The sequence below is a fragment of the Streptomyces bluensis genome (genome assembly GCF_014650715.1).
GTDB classification, from domain to species: Bacteria; Actinomycetota; Actinomycetes; order Streptomycetales; family Streptomycetaceae; genus Streptomyces; species Streptomyces bluensis.
Genome location: NZ_BMVM01000010.1, coordinates 130,883 through 150,825, shown reverse-complemented (window position 1 = coordinate 150,825; position 19,943 = coordinate 130,883). Strand labels below are relative to the sequence as shown.

Here is a 19,943-nt window from a genome sequence, read left to right as displayed (position 1 = left end):
TGGGTCTAGTCTGGCAAGGATTCCAAGCCGTACGCGAGCAGGGCCGCTGTGTTCGCTCGATCCCGGTCCCGGCTGCGGAATGCCAGGCGCAGCTCCTCCTGTACGACCTCGTGGATCTCTTCCTGTTGGGGGACCCGCACTCGACGCAGGTACTGAGCCTGGAAGCGCAGCGTGCCCCCCCGCATCTTGACGCAGTAGGCCGCCACCTGCCGCTCGACCGCTTCGCTGAGCAGGAGCCCGCCGAGCACTTCCAGGTCCCAGGTCTCGGAGACGATGTAGTACAGGTTGTGATGTGGGTAGAAACCGGCCGGTGCGAGGACGGGGTGGATACGGGCCTTCATGTCTTGGAGTAGAAGCATGGGCTGCTTCGTCAGGGGAAGCGTGACCCGGTCGATGGTGCGGTGCCACGTTCGCTCGTTCTTCTTGGCGATGGCTCGGCCACGTACCGCCGCGCTGTTCTGGGTCAGGTATCTCCGTAGTTCAGGCCAGTCGGCGAGGCTCACCAGGCCGTTCTGTTCCCATGGGTTGACGAGGTAGTTTCCACCCCAGATGAATGTGCCCGACGCGATATCGGCCGCCATGGCAAGCGGCAACATCCGCTCCGGCTCAGCAGCCTCTGCGTTCTTTGTGACGTACACGGCGTCGGCACCCGTGGCGACACCGATGCTGATCCGTGTGTGGGAGTCCGAGCTCTCCAAGGGGTGGAAGCGTTCGTTCAGCTCATCAAGCCAAGCCAGCAAATGGGGAGACCCATCGGGCCAGGAGTCGGCTGTCGACTGCCAGTGGGGAAGACGAGCGCCGGTAACGGACGGCTCGAGGAGCTCGACGGTACTGTCAGTCAGCGCCCAGGTTTGGAAGCGGGTGGCTTCGGCGGGGCCGAAAGCCTCAGCGGCGTTGCCAAGGATGGCTGTTCGCTGAGGACCGTGTCTGAGGACAGTGATGGCGGGGTACGCACTGACTTCGACAGCGAAGGCGGAGACCTCGTGCATGGTCAGCGCGTAGTCCAAGGCGAAGCCCTGCTTGGCGATCTTCTGTCGCAGGCGTTTGCCATACTGGTTGCGCATCCAGCGGTCTGCGCAGATAAAACCGAGTCGGCCGCCGGGCTTGAGGAGATCGAGGCTCCGCTCGAGAAAACCAATGTAAACGTCTGCTCGCCCTCCCATGGTGGGACATGCCCGGCGGTACGCTGCAAGGAGATCCGGGGCGAGGTCCTCAATCCGGATGTAGGGCGGATTGCCCAGCACGAAATCAGCGGCTTCCTCGTCCGGGGTGTCCAGGAGGAAGTCACCTGCTCGCACCCACGACGTGGCAAGTGAGTTGGCGATCTCAGCAGGACACCCGGCAGCACGGAGCGAGGCCGAGGCCAGTTCTCTGCACGTCTTGACGTGGGATTCCTGAAGGTCCCAAGCGCGGATGCAACCTGCCAGTGATGCCCATGTTGCATCCGGCGCATGCGTGGCGCGGGCAGTCAGCAGCCGGTCGGCCATAGCGGACAGGAACGCACCGTCACCCACCGACGGTTCGACGGCCGTGAGCTGAGTCAGGTCCACGTCGGCGGTGTAGCCGCTGAGGTCGAGGATGAGGTCGACTACCCAACGGCGTGTGAACACCGCGCCAAAATTCTGCTGCGGCGCGTTCTCAGGATATGCAGCTGGGGCGAGGAGGCTCATGCGAGTCAGAATAGGACGACGCACTGACATCGAGATCGGAGCGAGGCCAAGACTCAGACAAACGCCAGCGCGTGCGGCCCGAGCGCCGGTACCAGCCCTTCCGCCGCCGCGCGCGTCAGCAGTCCCCGAACCGCCGCGTAACCGTCCTCGCCGAGGTCGGCCGTGAACTCGTTGACGTACAGACCGATGTGCTGGTCGGCGACCGCCGGGTCCATTTCCTGGGCGTGTTCCAGGACGTACGGGCGGGAGGCCTCCGGGTCGTCCCAGGCGGCTCGTACGGACGTACGGAGCGACTCGGCGAGCAGCCGCAGCGTCCGGGTGCCCAGGGAGCGCTTGGCGATGATCGCGCCCAGCGGGATCGGCAGCCCGGTCGTGCGTTCCCAGTGCTCGCCCATGTCGGCGAGCTTGTGCAGCCCGTAGTTCTGGTACGTGAAGCGCGCCTCGTGGATGACGAGCCCCGCGTCGACCTTCCCGTCCCGCACGGCCGGCATGATCTCGTGGAACGGCATGACCACGATCTTCCCGACGCCGCCGGGCACCGTGTCCGCGGCCCACAGACGGAACAGCAGATACGCCGTCGACCTCTCGCTCGGCACCGCGACCGTACGGCCGGCGAGGTCGACGCCCGGCTCCCTGGTGAGCACCAGCGGCCCGCAGCCCCGGCCGAGCGCGCCTCCGCACGGCAGCAGCGCCCACTCGTCGAGGACGTACGGCAGCACCGCGTACGACACCTTCAGCACGTCGAACTCGCCGCGCTCGGCCATGCCGTTGGTGATGTCGATGTCCGCGAACGTCACGTCGAGCGCGGGTGCGCCCGGCACACGGCCGTGGGCCCAGGCGTCGAAGACGAAGGTGTCGTTCGGGCAGGGGGAGTACGCGATCTTCAGCGGACCGAGGGCTTCACGGGGTCCATGGGCTTCACGGGCTTCACGGGGTTCGTTCTGCGGGGTCATGGCGGTCATATGAGGTCCAACTCTCCAGTACGGGCGCGAGCTTCCCGAAGCCCTCGGTGAGCGCGGCCAGGGCGTCCCCGATGCGCCAGGCGGCCCGGTCGCGGGGGCCGACGGGGTTGGAGACGGCCCGCAGCTCCAGCACGGGCGTACCGTGCGCGGCGGCGGCCTCGGCGACCCCGAAGCCCTCCATGGCCTCGGCGAGGGCGCGGGGGTGGCGGGCGCGCAGCTCGGCCGCGCGTTCGGCGCTGCCGGTCACCGTCGACACGGTCAGTACGGTTCCGACGCGTGCTCCGGTGGCGGCCGCGGTCTCTCGTACGAGTGATTCCGGCGGACGGTGGTGGACGGTGCCGAAGCCCAGTTCGGTGACGGGCAGGAAGCCGTCGGGCGTCTCGGCGCCCAGATCGGCGGCCGTGACGGCGTCGGCGACGACGAGCGAGCCGAGGGGCGCGTCCGGCGCGAAACCGCCCGCGATGCCGGCCGAGACGACGAGGGCGTAGGGCGTGCCGTGCAGGGCCGCCGCGGTGAGCGCGGTGGCGGTGGAGGCGGCGGCCAGGGCGGGACCGACGCCGACGGCGAGGAGGTCGTACCGGTCGTCGCCGACGCGGTGCAGCGTCTCTGTGCTCACGCCGGGAAGCGGCACCTCATGGGCGCGCGTACCGAACGCCCTGGCCACCGCGTCCCTCTCGGCCGGGACCGCCGTGGCCACGAGCACGCGCGGCCCCGGGGCAGTGATCAGGCGTCCTTCGTGAGCTTGAAGGACCACAGTCCGGTGACGTTGGTCTCGCCCTGCTGGACGGAGACGACCGTGGTGTTGCCCTGGGCGCCGTACTGGGCGTTGAAGAACACGCTGCCCGGGATCGTGCGGTACGTCTTCGTGCTGTTGTCGGTCAGCGGCTGACCGTTCATGAGGATCGTCCAGCCCTTGTCCGCGATCTTCGGGTCGACGCCGAAGCGGACCGTCTCGTCCGGGTCGACCTTGATGGACTTGATGTCCTTGTTCTTCAGGCACTTCGCGAGCTCGCCGGTGGGGACGCTCTTGCCCTCGTTGTAGCAGTCGGTCTCGGAGCTCACCGAGTCCGTGCCGACCGTGACGGTGGCCAGCGGGGTCGGCTTCTCGCAGGCGGACAGGACGAGAAGGCCGGCGGACACGGCACCGAGGGTGGCGACGGCGCGACGTCGGCGCGCTTCGGAACGCAGGGAGGTCATGGCCGAAGGCTATCTGGCATGTCCAGCGGCACTGCCAGGAGGGGTACGAGGACCTCTTTGAGTCTCCTCAGGCCCTCTCAGGCCACCCGCGCTCTGGGCGCGCTCCCCTGCCGGGCGGAGGAGAGCAGTCCGCGCACGGTCGTGATCCACCCGGTGCACACGATCGCGGCGGCCACCGCGAGGCCGAGGACCCCGTTGAGGGGGAGGGCCATGGCGATGGCGCCACCCAGGACCCAGGACATCTGGAGCAGCGTCTCGGAGCGCGCGAACGCGGACGTACGGACGAGCTCGGGGACGTCCCGCTGGATCAGCGCGTCCAGCGACAGCTTGGCGAGGGCCTGCGCGAACCCGGCGACGGCCGCGAGCAGGGCCACCATGACGGCTCCGAAGAGGGCGGCCGCCGTGATCGCGACGGCCAGCACGAAGGCGACGACGGTCACGATGATGATCTCGGGCGCGCGGGCCTTCAGCCACGCCCCCACGGCCGTACCCAGCGCGTTGCCGGTTCCCGCCGCGACGCCCACTATCCCGAGCGAGACGGCGGCGCTCTGCCCGGCGATCGGATGCTCCCGCAGCAGGAACGCCAGGAAGAAGATCAGGAACCCGGAGAGACAGCGCAGCGAGGCGTTGGCGCCGAGACCGTGGGTGACGGCGATACCGACGGTCCGCAGGCCCGGCCGCTTCAGCGCCCTGCCGCGGCGCGGCCCGTGCAGGTGCTCGGGGTCCGCCGCGAGCAGCGCCGTGGCCTCGCCCTTGGCCGAGTCGACCTTGGGGGGCAGCGAGAAGGACAGAAACGTACCGACGACGAAGATCACGAAGGCGCCGTAGAGCGGCCACCGGGGCCCGAGGGACTGCAGCCCCGCCCCGATCGGCGCGGCCACCCCGGTGGCGAGCAGCCCGCCGAGCGTGACGCGCGAGTTGGCCTTCACGAGCGAGAACCGGGGCGGCAGCAGCCGCGGTACGACGGCGCTCCTGACGACCCCGTACGCCTTGGAAGCGACCAGCACGGCCAGGGCGGCCGGATACAGCTCCAGACTTCCCGTGACGACGGCACCGGACAGCAGCAGCGCGAGGAGGGCGCGGGCGAGCATGGCTCCGGCCATGGCGGCGCGGCGGCCGTGGGGGAGCCGGTCGAGGAGGGGGCCGATGACGGGGGCGAGCAGGGCGAACGGGGCCATGGTGATGGCGAGGTAGAGCGCGACGCGGCCCCGGGCCTCGTCGGTGGGCACGGAGAAGAACACCGTGGACGCCAGCGCCACGGTGATCATGACGTCCCCGGCGCCGTTGACCGCGTGCAGCTCGATCAGCTTGCCGAGCCCGGACTCCCCGGCCCCCTGCGCGTGCGTGGCCTTCCTGATGCCCCGCGCGGCCCCGGTCACGGGGAGGTGCAGGGCACGCCCGACGGAACGGACGGCTCCGGTCACCCGGCCCGATCCGCCACTCCAGCTGCTCTCCTTGTCCACCTTGGCCCCACCGACCCCGGTAGCACCCTGGGACGACCTCGCGGCTGCCACTCCGTCATAGTGCCCCGACTCGGGGCCGGGTAGTGCGGTAACGCCCCGGACGACCTCCGGCGGGTCACATCCCGCGACGCACGGCGTGGGGGGCTGGTGTTGATGGGGGTTTGGGGCGCAGCCCCATATCAGGGGCGCGGGGCTGTGACATGGTGCGGCTCCGCCGCGTGGGCGCGACAAGCCACCGACGGCCGGTGGCCGACGCACGGCGAGGCGGGGCTGGTGCTGATGGGGATATGGGGGCGAAGCCCCATACCAGGGGCGCGGGGAACTGCGCGATCAACCACCGACGACCCGCACCCGACCCACGACATGAAGGGGCTGTCGCTGATCGGGGACCCGGGGCGCAGCCCCGGGAAGAGGCACCCGAGAAGGCCGCCCGCAGGGCCACCGCACAGCCGGTGCCACGCCGCGCCCTCGCATAGCGCAGAATGGATGACGTAAGTGCGCCCGAGCGCGGTCGCACGGACGTCGACGCGGCCCACTGGTCCGCTCCGTCCGCGCCCCCCGCCAAGGGGCCGCGCACGATGAGACGGCGTAGGAGAGAAGCGATACCTGTGAGCGCAGCGACAACGCGAAGCCGGACCCCCGACCGCCTGTGCGCGGAGGCCGTCGACCTCGCCCGGGCCGCCGCCGAGGAGGCCGCCGCGCCCGGTGTCGTCGGCGGGCACGCGGGGCTGATCTCCGAGGGGGACCGCGTTGTCACGCACTTCTTCGAGTGCAAGGAGCTCGGCTATCGCGGCTGGCGCTGGGCGGTGACGGTCGCACGGGCGTCGCGCGCGAAGATCGTGACGCTCGACGAGGTCGTCCTGCTCCCCGGCCCCGACGCCCTCCTCGCCCCCGAGTGGGTGCCCTGGAGCGAGCGGCTGCGCCCCGGTGACATGGGTCCGGGGGACCTGTTGCCCACCGACGCCGAGGATCTGCGCCTGGAGCCCGGTTTCTCCGGCGAGGACCTGCCGACGCCGAACGCCGCCGTGTCCCAGGACATGGCCGAGCTGGTGGAGGCGGAGGACGCGGAGGTCACCGCCGGGGTGCCGGCGAACCTGCCGATCGCGCCCGCGCGCGGTTCGATCGCGGCGGTCGCCGAGGAGCTCGGCATGCGCCGGGCCCGGGTCCTCTCGCGTTACGGGCTGCACAGCGCCGCCGACCGCTGGGAGGAGTCGTACGGCCCCAAGACGGCCATGGCGCAGGCGGCGCCGGCGTCCTGTGTGAGCTGCGGCTTCCTCACGCCCATCGGGGGGTCGCTGGGTCAGGCGTTCGGTGTGTGCGCGAACGAGTTCTCCCCGGCGGACGGGCGCGTCGTGTCCCTGTCGTACGGGTGCGGGGGCCACTCGGAGGCCGCGGTCATGCCGAAGCCGCCGCGGCCGGCTCCGCCGGTGATCGACGAGACGAGGGTGGACCACTTCCCGCTGCGTCCGTCCCCGGACTCGGGGTCGGTACCGGTGACGGCGGACGAGGCGTCGGCGGAACTGGGTCACTCGTAGCCGGTGGCCGGTGGCCGGTAGCCCCGGGGCTGCGCCCGCAGTTCGCGGGAGCGTCGGGAGTGTGACGACAAGCCCTACGCGTCCTCCGGGTGGGCCCCCGCCACGGGGGCCTCTCCGAAGCGGGCCAGGGCCAGGGCCGCCGTCACCGCCAGCGCGAAGCCCAGCACCGCGAGCCAGGTCAGACCCTCGCGCGTGCGGTCGCCCAGCCACACCACGCCCACCGCCGCCGGGCCGATCGTCTCCCCGATCACCATCCCGGCGGTGGCCGTCGTCACCGAGCCGCGCTGCAGGGCCGAGGTGAGCAGCAGAAAGGCGGCGCCCCCGCCGAGCAGCAGAGCGTAGGTGGCCGGGTTGGTGAACAGGGCCGCCGGCGCCAGGTCGTCGATCAGCCGCACCGCCACCTCCACCACCCCGAACCCGAACCCGGCGCCCAGCCCCAGCAACAGCGCCCGGCCCCGCCCCCGCAACCGCCCCCCGACCGTCCCCAGGAGCAGCACCCCCACGGCCGTCGCCGTCATCGCGTACTTCAACGCCGTGGAGCCGTCCCGATGGCCCTCCGCCCCGGAGGCCAGCCCCAGCATCGCCAGCCCGGCGCACACCACCGCCACCGCACCCCACTCCACCCCGCTCAGCCGCACCCGCAGCAACCGCGCCGCGACCACCGCGGTCACCGCCAGACTCGACGCCAGCGCCGCGCCGACCGCATAGATCGGGATCGATCGCAGCGCCGCGATCTGCAACAGGAACCCGAGCCCGTCCAGCCCCAGCCCGGCCAGGTACCGCCACTGCCGCACCGCCCGCAGCAACAGCGCCGCGTCCCCGCCCCCACCGGTGCCCGCCACCTGGCGCGCGGCCATCGCCTGCAACACGGTCGCCGTACCGAAACAGACTGCCGCACCCAGGGCGCACACCATGCCAAAGAACACAAAGCGACTGTAGGGGAGTGGCGCAACCGGGGCCCGATCCGAGCCCACTCTCACCGGACTCTCGCCACCGTCCCGCGCGACGCGTACGACTACCTCAAAGGTGAGCCCTTTTCCCGGCATGGGTGGTGGGAGGGGGCCGCGGCTGCGACACCGATGCCAAAATGATCTCTTGAGCGCACTTCAAGGTGTTGCAATGCGCACCTCCCTGGCGTTCTCCCAGTGCCGGTCGAAGTACGCCTTGAAGTACGCCGCGGCCTCGCGGTCTTCGATGCGCATGCCTTGGACCCGGTCGCCGACGGTGAATGCGAGGAACACCGCGCTCGTGTCCATGATGGCCATGCTCATAAGGTCGGCCTTGATGGGCCAGGTCACCTCGCGAATGCTGTAACTGCGCAGGTGGCGGGTCTCCTCCCGGTGCCGTACTGTCCAGCCCGCATACCCCCTGGACGAGCCGAGGCAGAACAGGCGCCGCACCGATCCGCCGTTGCCCGCCCAGTCGAGTACGGCCTGGAAGTAGTCCGAGAAGGCCGCAGTTGACGCCCTGAAATCATCGGGAGTTTCGAGCCGCATGTACCAGGCGTCCATATGTCTGGGGTGGCGGTTGACGAGATAGTCGATCTCCGCCTGATAGAAGGCTGACGCGTCCGGATAGTGCTCGATGCGTGACGAGTTCACCCGATCGAAGTCGCGCCGCAGCAGTTCGACTTCGGCGTGGAGAGTGGCCAGTTCTCGGCGCGACGCGGTCAGGGGGACGAGAGAGCGCAGGATCGCGTACACCGCCGTGAACAGGAACGGCATCTGCCAGGCGGCGGACAATCCGAAGAGTGCAGCGGTCACCGACCCACCGACGGCGACAATGCAGGCGATGGCCAGCCCCCGCTCGTCCCAGCGCTCCAACAAGGTCCCCGGCTCGGATGCGGTACGCGAACCCGCCATGCACACCTCACAGACTCTCGGCGCTGGATCTGATGTCCAGGCCAACTCTCGAACAGGCGAGGCCCGTTAGTTCAATCCCCAGTGCGCGTCGAGCTCAATCGCTTAGTCGGCAGGGGCGCATGGGCTCCGGGCCAGTTCGTAGGGGGTGCGAGCCCGCAGAATCCCGCACCCCCCGGCCCGCTCGGACCACAATGGTGTGGCGACAGCAGCTCGAACGTCTGCTGGAGGTAGGGCAGTTGAACAACGTCACGCTTCAGGTGATGCCGACGAACGCCGACGCCCACCCAGGACTGGACGGCAGGATCGAGTTGCTGAAGTTCCCGGACGGTACGGCGGTGGGACGGTCCGATGGCCTGTTCAACGGCAGGCCCGTCTCCGATCCGAAGCAACTCCGCATCCTGGAGCTGCAGTACGGCACCATCCGGGCGCAGGCCCTCCCGCCACGGGAGTCGCTGGCCTTCATCGAGAAACTGCTGGGAGAGACATGATGCGCAAGGCCTCCGCCAGGGACGCCTCCGAACTGGCGTGGTTCAAGAGCAGCTACAGCGGCGGCACGAATGGCGAGTCCTGCGTTGAACTGGCCGTCACCCCCGGCACCGTCCACCTCCGCGACTCCAAGAACATCGAAGGCCCCCGGCTCACGTTCACCCCGGACGCGTGGGCGCGCTTCGTGCCGTACGTGGCCGAGGGCTGCCGGGTCAGCGCGGGGCGCGTATGCCGTCGATGATGCGGGTCCAGTTGTCACCGCCGTGTCCGTCTTCGATCGCGCGCCGATAGTGCGCCTGGACGGCTTCCGGGAGAGCGAGGTCGAGGCCGAGCGATCTGCTGGTGTCAACGATGTGGTCGGATGTCGCGCCCATCATCGTGACGGTGCTGAGGTCGCCCGGATGCTCCCCCGCATCCAGCGCGGCGCCAGGAGTCGCCTCGCCCGCTCTCATCATCGCGCCGATCGAGTCGGAGAGGGTGAGCAACTCCGGCAGTGCCTCCTGGGCCTTCATGCCGACGCTGCCCAGCATCGCGGTCGCGTGCATCAGTCCGGACAGGGTGCTGAGGAACACCGCGAGCGCGGCTTGGTACATCATCTGGGCGAGGCCCGGATCCTCGCCCAGATACTTCGGTGTGCCGAGCAGGGTCAACACCGCCCGGTGACGTTCCAGTGCCTCTTCGGGGCCGCTGTAGTAGATGTAGGCCGCCTCCGTGCCGATCATCGGCGCCGGGGCCATGACACCGCCGGTGAGGAAGGTGGCGTCGTGGTCTGCTGCCCAGGTGGCTGCCGCGCGGGTCCGGTCGGGGGTGTCCGAGCTCAGGTTGACGAGCGTCCGGCCGGCGAGTGATCCGGAGACGCTGCCCAGGATGTCGTACATCGCCTGGTAGTCGGTGAGGCTGAGGATCACCAGATCGCTCGCTTCGACCGCCTCGGCCGGTGTGGCCGCGCGTGTCGCTCCGTCGGCGACGACTCCGTCTGCTCGGCCGGCGGTGCGGTTCCAGACGGTGACCGGGTGGCCGGCGGCGAGGAGGGTGCGGGTCATGGCCTGGCCCATGGGGCCGAGCCCGATGACGGTGACGGGGCTGTCCTGCCTGGGGGATGGGGTGTGTTGTTCGTTCACCGCTCCATGCTCGGAGTGCGCCACTAATCTCGGAAGTACCCACTTAATACTGCGGTACTTACCTTTTCGTAAGGGGGAGTTCAGCGATGGCCAAGGCGCCGAGACGCGGGCCCTACATCTGCGGCATCGACGCGGCGCTCGACGTTGTGAGCGGCAAGTGGAAGGGGCTGATCCTCTGGGAGCTCGACGCCCATCGCGTACGCCGCTTCTCCGAGCTCCGTCGTGGTCTGCCGGGGGTGAGCGAGAAGATGCTGACCCAGCACCTGCGCGAAATGGAGGAGGACGGTCTTGTGCACCGGGAGGTCCATGCCGAGGTGCCGCCGCGGGTGGAGTACTCCCTGACCGAGCACGGGCGCACGCTCAACCAGGCACTCGGGCCGCTCGGTGCCTGGGGTGTCGAGCGGATCCGTCGCGAAGGCTCCGAGGTAGTGGACACAGCCAAAACCTCACACTGACAACGAAGGCCCAAAGCCGCGGCCGAGGTCCAGGGCGGGCGGCGCGCACGCCCGCGCTCCTCAGGCGGTACCTTCGTCCTCACGTCGACGAGGAGAAGAACCGTGAGCAAGTTCGTGCGGCCCGCGGCCGAGGGTGCGGACCCGTTCGGCACGGCCCGGCTGCGGCGTGGGGTACTGGACGCCTGGGCCACCAGCCCGGCCCGCTTCCGCGAGGACGCCAACGCCGAGGAGGACCTGGTACTCGGCGGGTACCGGGATCGGCTCGTCGTCGAGCTCGCCCAGAACGCCGCCGACGCCGCCGCGCGGGCCAAGGTTCCCGGCCGGCTGCGGCTCACCCTCCGCGGCGGTGTCCTCGTCGCCGCCAACACCGGCGCGCCCCTCGACGCGACCGGCGTGGAGTCCCTGTCCACCCTGCGCGCCTCCGCCAAGCGGGACACGCACGAGGGCACCGAGATCACCGGGGTCACCGTCGGACGGTTCGGTGTCGGTTTCGCCGCCGTACTGGCCGTCACCGACGAGCCCGCCGTCGTGGGGCGGCACGGAGGCGTCCGCTGGTCCCTCGCCGAGGCGCGTGAGCTGGCCGCCGACACCGCCCGCCACAGCCCGGGGCTGGGCGACGAGATCCGGCGCCGCGACGGGCACGTACCCCTGCTGCGGCTGCCGTTCCCGGCCGAGGGCACCGCACCGGAGTCGTACGACACGGTCGTGATCCTGCCGCTGCGGGACGCCGCCGCCGAGGATCTCGCCGAGCGGCTCCTGAACGGTGTGGACGATGCGCTGCTGCTCGCCCTGCCCGGACTCGACGAAGTCGTCGTCGAGGTCGGGGACAGCACCCGTACGCTGCGCCGCCGGCCCCGCGAGCACGGTGTGACCGTCGAGGACTCCCGCGAGGGCACCACCTACTGGCGTACGGTCTCGCAGGCAGGGCCCCTCGACCCGGCGCTCCTCGCCGACCGGCCCGTGGAGGAGCGGCTGCGCCCCTACTGGTCCGTGACCTGGGCCGTGCCCATCGACGCGGACGGCACCCCCGTCCGCCCCCGCACCGCGCCCGTCGTGCACGCGCCCACCCCCAGCGACGAGCCGCTCGGCGTGCCCGCGCTGCTCATCGCCACGCTTCCGCTGGACACCACGCGCCGCCACGCCGCGCCCGGCCCGCTCACCCGCTTCCTCGTGGAGCGCGCGGCCGACGCGTACGCCGAACTCCTCGCCGACTGGCGGCCGGTGACCCCCGGAAGCATCGACCTCGTGCCCGGCCCGCTGGGCAAGGGCGAGCTCGACGGGGCGCTGCGGCAGGCGGTCCTCGACCGTCTTCCGAGGACCGCCTTCCTGCCTCCGGCCATTGACCCGACGGCCATCGGCACGACGGCGGTCGGCCCGGCTGAGATCGGCCCGACTCAGCGCGACGAGCTTCCGGAGGCGCTCCGGCCCCGTGACGCGGAGGTCGTCGAGGGTGCCGGGGCCGAGACCGTACGTGTCCTCGCCGAGGTGCTGCCGAGCCTGCTGCCCGCCGGGCTGGAACGCCGCGTCGAGCTGCGGACGCTGGGCGTGGCCCGGCTTCCGCTCACCGAGGCCGTCGACCGTCTCGCCGGGCTGGAGAAGGACCCCGGCTGGTGGCGGCGGCTCTACGACAGTCTCGCCGGGGTCGACCCCGACCGGCTGTCCGGGCTGCCGGTGCCGCTGGCCGACGGTCGTACGACGATCGGGCCCCGGCAGGTCCTGCTGCCCGCCCCGGACGCGGCGCGTATCGAGCCGGAGGCCCTGGCCCGGCTCGGCCTCAAGGTCGCGCACCCGGACGCCGCCCATCCGCTGCTGGAGAAGCTGGGCGCGCTGCCCGCGACGCCCCGTGCCGTGCTCACCACGCCGCAGGTGCGTGCCGCCGTGGCCGCCTCCCTGGACGAGGACTCCGGGGCCTGGGAGGAGGACGCCCTCGACGCGGAGGAACTCGCGGACATCGTCCTCGGGCTGGTACGGGACGCGGGCCTCGAACCCGGTGACGAACCCTGGCTCGGTGCCCTCGCCCTTCCCGACGAGGAGGGAGAGCTCGCGCCCGCCGGTGAGCTCGTCCTCCCCGGCAGCGCGTTCGCCCAGGTCATGCGCGAGGACGAACTCGCCTTCGTCGAAGTCGAGTTGGCCGAACGCTGGGGCGAACAGCCGCTGGCCGCGTGCGGTGTGCTCGCGAACTTCCTGCTCGTCCGCGCCACGGACGTCGTCCTCGACCCGGACGAACTGGAGCCCAGGGAGGGCGACTTCGCGGAGCCCGACGACGCGGGGCTCCTCGACGCCGTGGACGTGTGGTGCGAGGACGTCCTCGACCGGCTCCCGGACACGCCCGTACCGCCCGTCGCGACCGAGATCGTCGCCGTGCGGGATCTCGACCTCGTGGACGACGACCGCTGGCCGCAGGCCCTCGCCCTGCTGTCGCGGCCGCCGCTGCGCGACGCGCTCACCCAGCCGGTGCGCGTTCTGCTGCCGGACGGGACGCACGAGATCGTCCGCTCGTACACGGCGTGGTGGCTGCGCGGGAACCCGGTGCTCGACGGGCGCCGCCCGGCGGGACTGCGCGCCGCGGGCGGCGACCCGCTCCTCCACGGCCTGTACGACGAGGCCGACGCCACCGGCTTCGACGACGAGCAGGTACTGCGGGCGCTCGGCGTCCGCACGTCCGTGGCCGCCCTGCTGGACGAGCCCGGCGGCGCCGCCGAGCTCCTCGACCGCCTCGCCGACCCGGAGCGGCACGTGTCGTCGGCGCAACTGCACGCGTTGTACGGCGCGCTGGCCGACCTCGACCCCGAGCAGGTGACCCTGCCGGACGCGCTGCGGGCCGTGCTGGACGGGGAGGTCGTGGTCGTGGACGCGGCCGAGGCGGTGGTCGTCGACTCGCCCGATCTGCTGCCGTTCACGGGCGGGGTGCCGCTGCTGCCCGTACGGCCGTCCAGGGCCGCCGACCTCGCCGAACTGTTCCAGGTGCGGCGGCTGAGCGAGTCGGTGACGGGCGAGGTGGACTCCGAGGGCACGGAGCACGACGTACCGGAGTCCGTGCGCGTGCTGCTCGGCCCCGCCACCCCGTCCACCTACGTCGAGCACGAGGAACTCGTGGTCGACGGCGTCGAGTTGGACTGGCGCCGTACCCGGGACGGTGTGCTGCACGCGGCGACCCTTGAGGGCGTCGCGGCGGGGCTGGCATGGGCCGCCGGCCAGTGGCCGCGCCGCTTCGAGGTGGCCGCGCTGCTCGAAGACCCGTCCAGGACGGAGGAACTGGCGCGGGACCGCTGGTTCGACTGAACGTGATCTACGCGACATCTGCGCATTGTGTTCACCTCCCGTACAACCTTTCTGTCCCCACGTGGATCTGATCCCCCGAGCCATCCGGTTCATCAGCACCAAGGACCAACTCGGGCTCCCGCCGAGCAGCTGAGCAGCTGAGCAGTCGAGCAGCTGAGCAACTCCAGCTGCCGCGGGACCCCCCTGACACGTGGGGAAACACATGCGCATGCGTGCCACCGTGGCCGCCGTCTCCGGCGCCCTGGCGCTCTCCGCCCTCGCCGTACCGGCCGCGCAGGCCGATGCCGAGCCCGGCGCACTCGCGTCGTCGGTCACGCCGTTCGGTGCCGACGCGTTCGGTGCCACCGCCGCGGCGGACGAGGTCGTCGGCGACACCGTGATCGACAAGGTGACCGTCAACGGCGGCAAGGACGTCGTGGTCGGCACCACCAACAAGAAGACCTTCACCATCTCGGTGACCGCGACCGACCCGTCCGGCATCGAGGACGGTTACGCGTTCCTGTGGCACGGCACCGACATCGACACGGACGTGGACGGTGCGATCGTCCCGGACGCCGAGACCGGCACCTGCACCGCTCTGAACGCGCGCAGCGCGACCTGCAAGGTCACCGTCGTCGCCGACCCGAACGAGAACATCTACAGCAACGTCCTCGCCGGCAAGTGGAAGGTGTTCGCCGGTGCCCTGGGCAAGGACGGCGACTACGTCCTCAAGGACGCGTACAAGACCCACAGCGTCAAGCGCTACTCCAGGCTGACGGTCAACGCCTCGCCCGAGCCGGTGAAGAAGGGCAAGACCATCACGGTCACGGGCGCCCTGACCCGCGCCAACTGGGACACGGGCAAGTACGCCGGCTACACAAACCAGTTCGTGAAGCTCCAGTTCAAGAAGAAGGGTGCGACCACCTACGCGGACGTCAAGACGATCAAGTCCGGTTCCGCGGGCGCCCTGAAGACCACGGTCACGGCCACCACCGACGGCACCTTCCGCTTTGTCTTCGCGGGCACGTCGACCACGCCGGCGGTCACGTCGTCGGGTGACTTCGTCGACGTGCAGTAGGAGGCGGAGCGGTCAGCCGGGCAGACGGCGGTCGGCCTGCCTCCACAGGAACTCCAGGGCGACCGCCGCCACCGCCGCGATGCCCACGGCCAGCCAGGGCATCGCGGCGCCCACCAGCTTGAGGGCGAAGAACTCCTGCAACCGCGGCACGACCAGCACCACCAGGAACGCGACGCCCATCGAGGCCACCAGGCACAGGCGCCACCAGGTGTACGGGCGGGCGATGATGGCCAGCACCCACATCGAGATCAGGAACAGGGTGAGGGTGGCCGCGCTCGTCTCCGCGTCCAGCGAGCCGGGACCCGTGTAGTAGTGCCGCGCGATCAGGTACGTCGTGAAGGTCGCCAGCGCCGCCACCACACCGCCCGGAATCGCGTACCGCATCACCCGCCCGACGAAGTCCGGTTTCGCCCGCTCCTTGTTGGGTGCGAGGGCGAGGAAGAAGGCGGGGACGCCGATCGTCAGGGTGGACAGCAGCGTCAGATGCCGGGGCAGGAACGGGTACTCGACCTGCCAGCACACCACCAGGATCGCCAGCAGCACCGAGTAGACCGTCTTCACCAGGAACAGCGTCGCCACGCGCGTGATGTTGCCGATGACCCGCCGGCCCTCCGCGACCACCGAGGGCAGTGTCGCGAAGCTGTTGTTGAGGAGCACGATCTGCGCCACGGCCCGGGTCGCCTCCGAGCCGGAGCCCATGCTCACCCCGATGTCGGCGTCCTTGAGGGCGAGCACGTCGTTCACGCCGTCGCCCGTCATGGCCACGGTGTGCCCCTTCGACTGCATGGCGCCCACCATGTCCCGCTTCTGCTGTGGGCTGACCCGTCCGAACACGGTGCCCGTGTCAAGGGCGTCCGCCATGGCGTGCCGTTCGGCGGGCAGCCGCCGGGCGTCGACGACCTCTCCGTTGAGCCCCAGTTTCCCGGCCACCGCGCCGACGGAGATCGCGTTGTCGCCGGAGATGACCTTGGCCCGTACGTTCTGCTCGTCGAAGTAGCGCAGTGTGTCGGCGGCGTCCGGGCGCAGCCGCTGCTCCAGGACGACGAGCGCGGTGGGCCGGGCGCCGTGCACGACGTCCGGGGCGTCAAGGTCCCGGGCCGCCCGCGCGAGCAGCAGGACCCGCAGCCCCTCCTCGTTCAGCCGCTCGGTCTCGGCGAGCGCCGGGTCGCCGTCGGCCAGCAGCACGTCGGGGGCGCCCAGCAGCCACGTACTCGCTTCGCCCGTGCCCTCGCTGAAGGTGGCGCCGCTGTACTTGCGGGCCGAGGAAAACGGCAGCGACTCGGTGCAGCGCCAGTCGTCGCCGTCCGGGTAGGCGTCGATGATCGCCTGGAGGGAGGCGTTCGGGCGCGGGTCGGACTCGCCGAGGGCGCCCAGCACCTTCCGTACGTACGACTCGTCGGCGCCGTCCAGCGGCCGCAGCTCGGTGACGTCCATGCCGCCCTCGGTGAGCGTGCCCGTCTTGTCGAGGCAGACCGTGTCGACACGGGCGAGCCCCTCGATGGCGGGCAGCTCCTGCACGAGACACTGCTGGCGCCCGAGCCGGATCACCCCGATGGCGAAGGCCACGGACGTGAGCAGGACCAGGCCCTCCGGGACCATCGGCACGATGCCGCCGACGGTCCGGGCGACCGAGTCCTTGAAGGCGTTCTCCTTCACGACCAGTTGGCTGATGATGAGCCCGATCGCGGTCGGGATCATCATCCACGTCACGTACTTCAGGATCGTGGAGATACCGGAGCGAAGCTCGGAGTGCACCAGCGTGAAACGGGACGCCTCCTCGGCGAGCTGCGCCGCGTACGCCTCGCGCCCGACCCTGGCCGCCGTGAAGGCTCCGCCGCCCGCGACGACGAAGCTCCCGGACATGACCTGGTCCCCGGGCTGCTTGACGACGGGATCGGCCTCCCCGGTGAGCAGTGACTCGTCGACCTCCAGGTTGTCGGTCTCCACGCACGCGCCATCGACGACGATCTTGTCCCCCGGCCCGATCTCGATCAGATCCCCGAGCACGATCTCGGACGTGGCGACCTGGGCGGCGACGCCGTCCCTGCGCACCGTCGGCCGTGCCTCCCCGATCACCGCGAGCGAGTCCAGCGTCTTCTTGGCGCGCCACTCCTGGATGATCCCGATGCCCGTGTTCGCCAGGATGACGTACCCGAACAGGCTGTCCTGGAACGGCGCGACGAAGAGCATGATCAGCCAGAGCACACCGATGATCGCGTTGAACCGGGTGAAGACGTTCGCGCGGACGATGTCCGCGGTGGAGCGGCTGCTCCGTACGGGGACGTCGTTCACCTCGCCGCGGGCCACCCGCTCGGCCACCTCCGCGGCCGTCAGCCCGAGCGCCCGTCCGGGGGCGGGGAGGGGGACCGGATGCACAGGATCGAGTTCCGCGCCCGCGTCGATGTGCGTCATGCCTTAGACGGTACGTGCGGATTTGGTGCTTCACCCGCCGAGTGGGCGAAAGATCCGACCTGGGGAGGACAGGGGTGATGCCGTAGTAGTACGGCCTGCGTCAGGGCCGGCCGTCCAGGCCCGCGGTCTGCTCGGTCCGCTCCGTGGCGTCCCGCGCCGCCGCCCGCTTGAGTGCCGCGTCGCGCCTGCGTACGTACCAGGTGCCGATCAGGCCGAGGCCGCCGCCGGCCAGGCAGGTCCACAGCCACCAGGTGTGGCCGCGGTCGGCGAACCAGTCGTAGAAGGGGAGCTGGACGAGGAAGAGGACGAACCACACGATCGTGCCGCCGGTGATCGTCGCGACCACGGGGCCCTCCAGGGGCTCCGGCGCCTCGTGCTTGGGGGTCCACTTCGCCATGGGGACAGCTTACGAGGGTGGTCAGGGAGGGCGGGGAGGTCGGGGGAGGGGAGGTCGGAGGAAGGGAGGGCAGATCGGGGGTGGGGAGGGCAGATCGGGGGCGGGGAGGTCCTCGGGTGACGATTTCATTTCACGGGCCTCATATGTTCATACTGAAACCGTTTGTCCCTGGCCACTTGTGTTCGTAGGAAACGCCAACAGCTCCGAGGGGACGCTGCTGGTGATGAGGTCCCGCATGTCCACCTCGGCCCCCGACAAGGCCACCGCGCCCCAGCCCCAGGAGCCGGCATCCCGGCCCGCGCCCGGCGCTCTCGACCGCTACTTCAGGATCTCGGAGCGGGGCAGCACGCTCTCCCGTGAGATCCGGGGCGGTTTCGCCACCTTCTTCGCGATGGCCTACATCATCGTGCTGAACCCGATCATCCTCGGCAGCGCGAAGGACATGTACGGGCATCAGCTGGACAACGGTCAGCTGGTCACCGCCACCGCCGTCACCGCCGCACTGACGACCCTGCTCATGGGCGTCATCGGGAACGTGCCCATCGCCCTGGCCGCCGGCCTCGGTGTCAACACCGTCGTGGCGCTTCAACTCGCCCCGCGCATGTCGTGGCCGGACGCCATGGGCATGGTGGTGCTCGCCGGGTTCGTGGTCATGCTGCTGGTCGCGACCGGGCTGCGCGAGCGGGTCATGAGTGCCGTACCGCTCGGGCTGCGCAAGGGCATCTCGATAGGCATCGGCCTGTTCATCATGCTCATCGGTCTCGTGGACTCCGGGTTCGTCTCGCGTATCCCGGACGTCGCGCAGACCACCGTGCCGCTCCAGCTCGGCGCCGGCGGTCACCTGGGCGGCTGGCCCGTCCTCGTCTTCGTGCTCGGGGCGCTGCTCACGCTCGCGCTGATCGTGCGCAAGGTGCCGGGGGCCATCCTCATCTCGATCGTCGCCATGACCGTGCTCGCGGTGGTCATCGACGCCGTGGCCAAGGTGCCGTCCTGGGGCCTGACCACGCCGAAGTGGCCCGGCAACCCGGTGGCGACGCCCGACTTCGGGCTCATCGGCCAGGTCAGCCTCTTCGGCGGGTTCGGCAAGGTCGGTCTGCTGACCGGCACGCTCTTCGTCTTCACCGTGCTGCTGTCGTGCTTCTTCGACGCGATGGGCACGATCATGGGTGTCGGTGACGAGGCGAAGCTGACCGACGAGCGGGGCGGCATGCCCGGCATCAACAAGGTCCTCTTCGTCGACGGAATCGCGGTCGCCGCGGGCGGTGCGAGCTCCTCCTCCGCCACCACCTGTTTCGTGGAGTCCACGGCGGGCGTGGGCGAGGGGGCCCGGACCGGGTTCGCCAACGTCATCACCGGTTCGCTCTTCGCCGTCGCGCTCTTCCTCACGCCCGTCGCCACGATGGTCCCGTCCCAGGCGGCCACTCCGGCACTGCTCGCGGTCGGCTTCCTGATCCTCGCCAACTCGGTCAGGGAGATCGACTGGGCCGATCACACGATCGCGATCCCCGCCTTCGTGACCATGGTGATGATGCCGTTCACGTACTCCATCACCAACGGCATCGGTATGGGCTTCATCACCTTCGTGGTGCTCCGCCTGGCCGCCGGGCGGGGCCGGGAGGTGCCGGTCGCGATGTACGTGGTGTCGGCGGTGTTCGCCTTCTACTACCTGATGCCGGCGCTGGGCCTCACGTGATGTCGCTGAGTGGCTTGAGTCACCTGACCCCGTAGAACTTTTCCGTCTCCTCGACCGCGGTCTGGAACCGCTCGTCGAAGTCGGCACGAATGAGCGTCTGGGCGACGTAGTCCTGGACGCTCATTCCGCGTTTCGCGGCGTGTTGTCGGAGGCGTTCGAGCAGGTCGCGGTCTATGCGCAGGCTGAGCACGCTGGTCCCCATGGACACGAGGGTCGGGCCCGTTCGGCGGCGGTGTGTCACGTTTCGCGCCTGACTCACCCGTATGGGTGATGGCCCCTTGACGGGTCGCATGAGTGGGCGGGGTCACGGGCATACCTGTGGCATCGCAGTGGTCTTTAGGGAGGGTAATG

17 protein-coding genes and 1 pseudogene are annotated in these 19,943 nt (G+C 70.4%); 7 read left to right on the top strand and 11 right to left on the bottom strand.

Going from position 1 to position 19,943, the window contains the following annotated elements; translation table 11 throughout:
• Positions 1–5: 5 nt before the first annotated feature.
• The 5 genes from IE262_RS24090 to IE262_RS24070 form a co-directional block, all read right to left on the bottom strand.
• Entirely contained in the window at positions 6–1,670 is a 1,665-nt protein-coding gene (locus IE262_RS24090) for an Eco57I restriction-modification methylase domain-containing protein (RefSeq protein ID WP_189876425.1), read from the bottom strand.
• Between the two features lie 53 nt (positions 1,671–1,723).
• The gene (locus IE262_RS24085) at positions 1,724–2,551 is read right to left on the bottom strand and encodes a 1,4-dihydroxy-6-naphtoate synthase (RefSeq protein ID WP_189876639.1); all 828 of its coding nucleotides are present in this window, start codon (positions 2,549–2,551) and stop codon (positions 1,724–1,726) included.
• 46 nt (positions 2,552–2,597) lie between these two features.
• A complete protein-coding gene (locus IE262_RS24080) occupies positions 2,598–3,386 on the bottom strand; it encodes a futalosine hydrolase (protein WP_189876424.1) in 789 nt (262 codons plus the stop codon).
• On the bottom strand, positions 3,356–3,829 hold the full coding sequence (locus IE262_RS24075) for a DUF2771 domain-containing protein (protein ID WP_134033525.1): 474 nt from the start codon (positions 3,827–3,829) through the stop codon (positions 3,356–3,358). The genes IE262_RS24080 and IE262_RS24075 overlap by 31 nt, the downstream gene beginning before the upstream one ends.
• A gap of 77 nt (positions 3,830–3,906) precedes the next feature.
• Positions 3,907–5,343: an MFS transporter gene (locus tag IE262_RS24070; protein WP_189876423.1), complete on the bottom strand. Its 1,437-nt coding sequence runs from the start codon at positions 5,341–5,343 to the stop codon at positions 3,907–3,909.
• A 557-nt stretch (positions 5,344–5,900) separates the two neighbouring features.
• Between IE262_RS24070 and IE262_RS24065 the strand changes: the two genes are divergently transcribed.
• On the top strand, positions 5,901–6,827 hold the full coding sequence (locus IE262_RS24065) for a DUF3027 domain-containing protein (protein ID WP_134033531.1): 927 nt from the start codon (positions 5,901–5,903) through the stop codon (positions 6,825–6,827).
• Between the two features lie 74 nt (positions 6,828–6,901).
• On the opposite strand, the gene IE262_RS24060 is transcribed toward IE262_RS24065, so the two are convergent.
• Both IE262_RS24060 and IE262_RS24055 read right to left on the bottom strand, forming a co-directional pair.
• Positions 6,902–7,741: a DMT family transporter gene (locus IE262_RS24060; protein ID WP_189876637.1), complete on the bottom strand. Its 840-nt coding sequence runs from the start codon at positions 7,739–7,741 to the stop codon at positions 6,902–6,904.
• 192 nt (positions 7,742–7,933) lie between these two features.
• The gene (locus IE262_RS24055; protein WP_189876422.1) at positions 7,934–8,650 is read right to left on the bottom strand and encodes a hypothetical protein; all 717 of its coding nucleotides are present in this window, start codon (positions 8,648–8,650) and stop codon (positions 7,934–7,936) included.
• A 221-nt stretch (positions 8,651–8,871) separates the two neighbouring features.
• On the opposite strand from IE262_RS24055, the pseudogene IE262_RS24050 reads away from it, so the two are divergent.
• Both IE262_RS24050 and IE262_RS24045 read left to right on the top strand, forming a co-directional pair.
• Positions 8,872–9,177: pseudogene (locus IE262_RS24050) on the top strand (Scr1 family TA system antitoxin-like transcriptional regulator); the annotation flags it as partial.
• Entirely contained in the window at positions 9,174–9,416 is a 243-nt protein-coding gene (locus tag IE262_RS24045) for a DUF397 domain-containing protein (RefSeq protein WP_189876421.1), read from the top strand. The pseudogene IE262_RS24050 and the gene IE262_RS24045, both read left to right, overlap by 4 nt.
• On the opposite strand, the gene IE262_RS24040 is transcribed toward IE262_RS24045, so the two are convergent.
• Positions 9,388–10,296, bottom strand: a complete 909-nt coding sequence (locus IE262_RS24040) for an NAD(P)-dependent oxidoreductase (protein ID WP_189876419.1) — start codon at positions 10,294–10,296, stop codon at positions 9,388–9,390. The genes IE262_RS24045 and IE262_RS24040 overlap by 29 nt on opposite strands.
• An 86-nt stretch (positions 10,297–10,382) precedes the next feature.
• Between IE262_RS24040 and IE262_RS24035 the strand changes: the two genes are divergently transcribed.
• The 3 genes from IE262_RS24035 to IE262_RS24025 all read left to right on the top strand — a co-directional run bounded on the left by IE262_RS24035 (position 10,383) and on the right by IE262_RS24025 (position 15,090).
• Complete coding sequence (locus IE262_RS24035) at positions 10,383–10,751, top strand: winged helix-turn-helix transcriptional regulator (RefSeq protein WP_189876417.1); 369 nt, start codon at positions 10,383–10,385, stop codon at positions 10,749–10,751.
• Positions 10,752–10,853: 102 nt separating this feature from the next.
• A complete protein-coding gene (locus tag IE262_RS24030; RefSeq protein WP_189876415.1) occupies positions 10,854–14,033 on the top strand; it encodes a sacsin N-terminal ATP-binding-like domain-containing protein in 3,180 nt (1,059 codons plus the stop codon).
• Positions 14,034–14,235: 202 nt separating this feature from the next.
• Positions 14,236–15,090, top strand: coding sequence for a calcium-binding protein (locus IE262_RS24025; RefSeq protein WP_189876413.1), 855 nt, complete (start codon positions 14,236–14,238; stop codon positions 15,088–15,090).
• 12 nt (positions 15,091–15,102) lie between these two features.
• On the opposite strand, the gene IE262_RS24020 is transcribed toward IE262_RS24025, so the two are convergent.
• Both IE262_RS24020 and IE262_RS24015 read right to left on the bottom strand, forming a co-directional pair.
• Positions 15,103–17,502, bottom strand: a complete 2,400-nt coding sequence (locus IE262_RS24020) for an HAD-IC family P-type ATPase (protein ID WP_189876411.1) — start codon at positions 17,500–17,502, stop codon at positions 15,103–15,105.
• A 100-nt stretch (positions 17,503–17,602) separates the two neighbouring features.
• Complete coding sequence (locus tag IE262_RS24015) at positions 17,603–17,899, bottom strand: DUF2530 domain-containing protein (RefSeq protein WP_134033569.1); 297 nt, start codon at positions 17,897–17,899, stop codon at positions 17,603–17,605.
• 235 nt (positions 17,900–18,134) lie between these two features.
• On the opposite strand from IE262_RS24015, the gene IE262_RS24010 reads away from it, so the two are divergent.
• Positions 18,135–19,592, top strand: coding sequence for an NCS2 family permease (locus tag IE262_RS24010; RefSeq protein WP_134033572.1), 1,458 nt, complete (start codon positions 18,135–18,137; stop codon positions 19,590–19,592).
• A gap of 19 nt (positions 19,593–19,611) precedes the next feature.
• Here IE262_RS24010 and IE262_RS24005 read toward each other — a convergent pair whose 3' ends face one another.
• Complete coding sequence (locus IE262_RS24005; RefSeq protein ID WP_189876409.1) at positions 19,612–19,794, bottom strand: ribbon-helix-helix protein, CopG family; 183 nt, start codon at positions 19,792–19,794, stop codon at positions 19,612–19,614.
• Between the last annotated feature and the right edge of the window lie 149 nt (positions 19,795–19,943).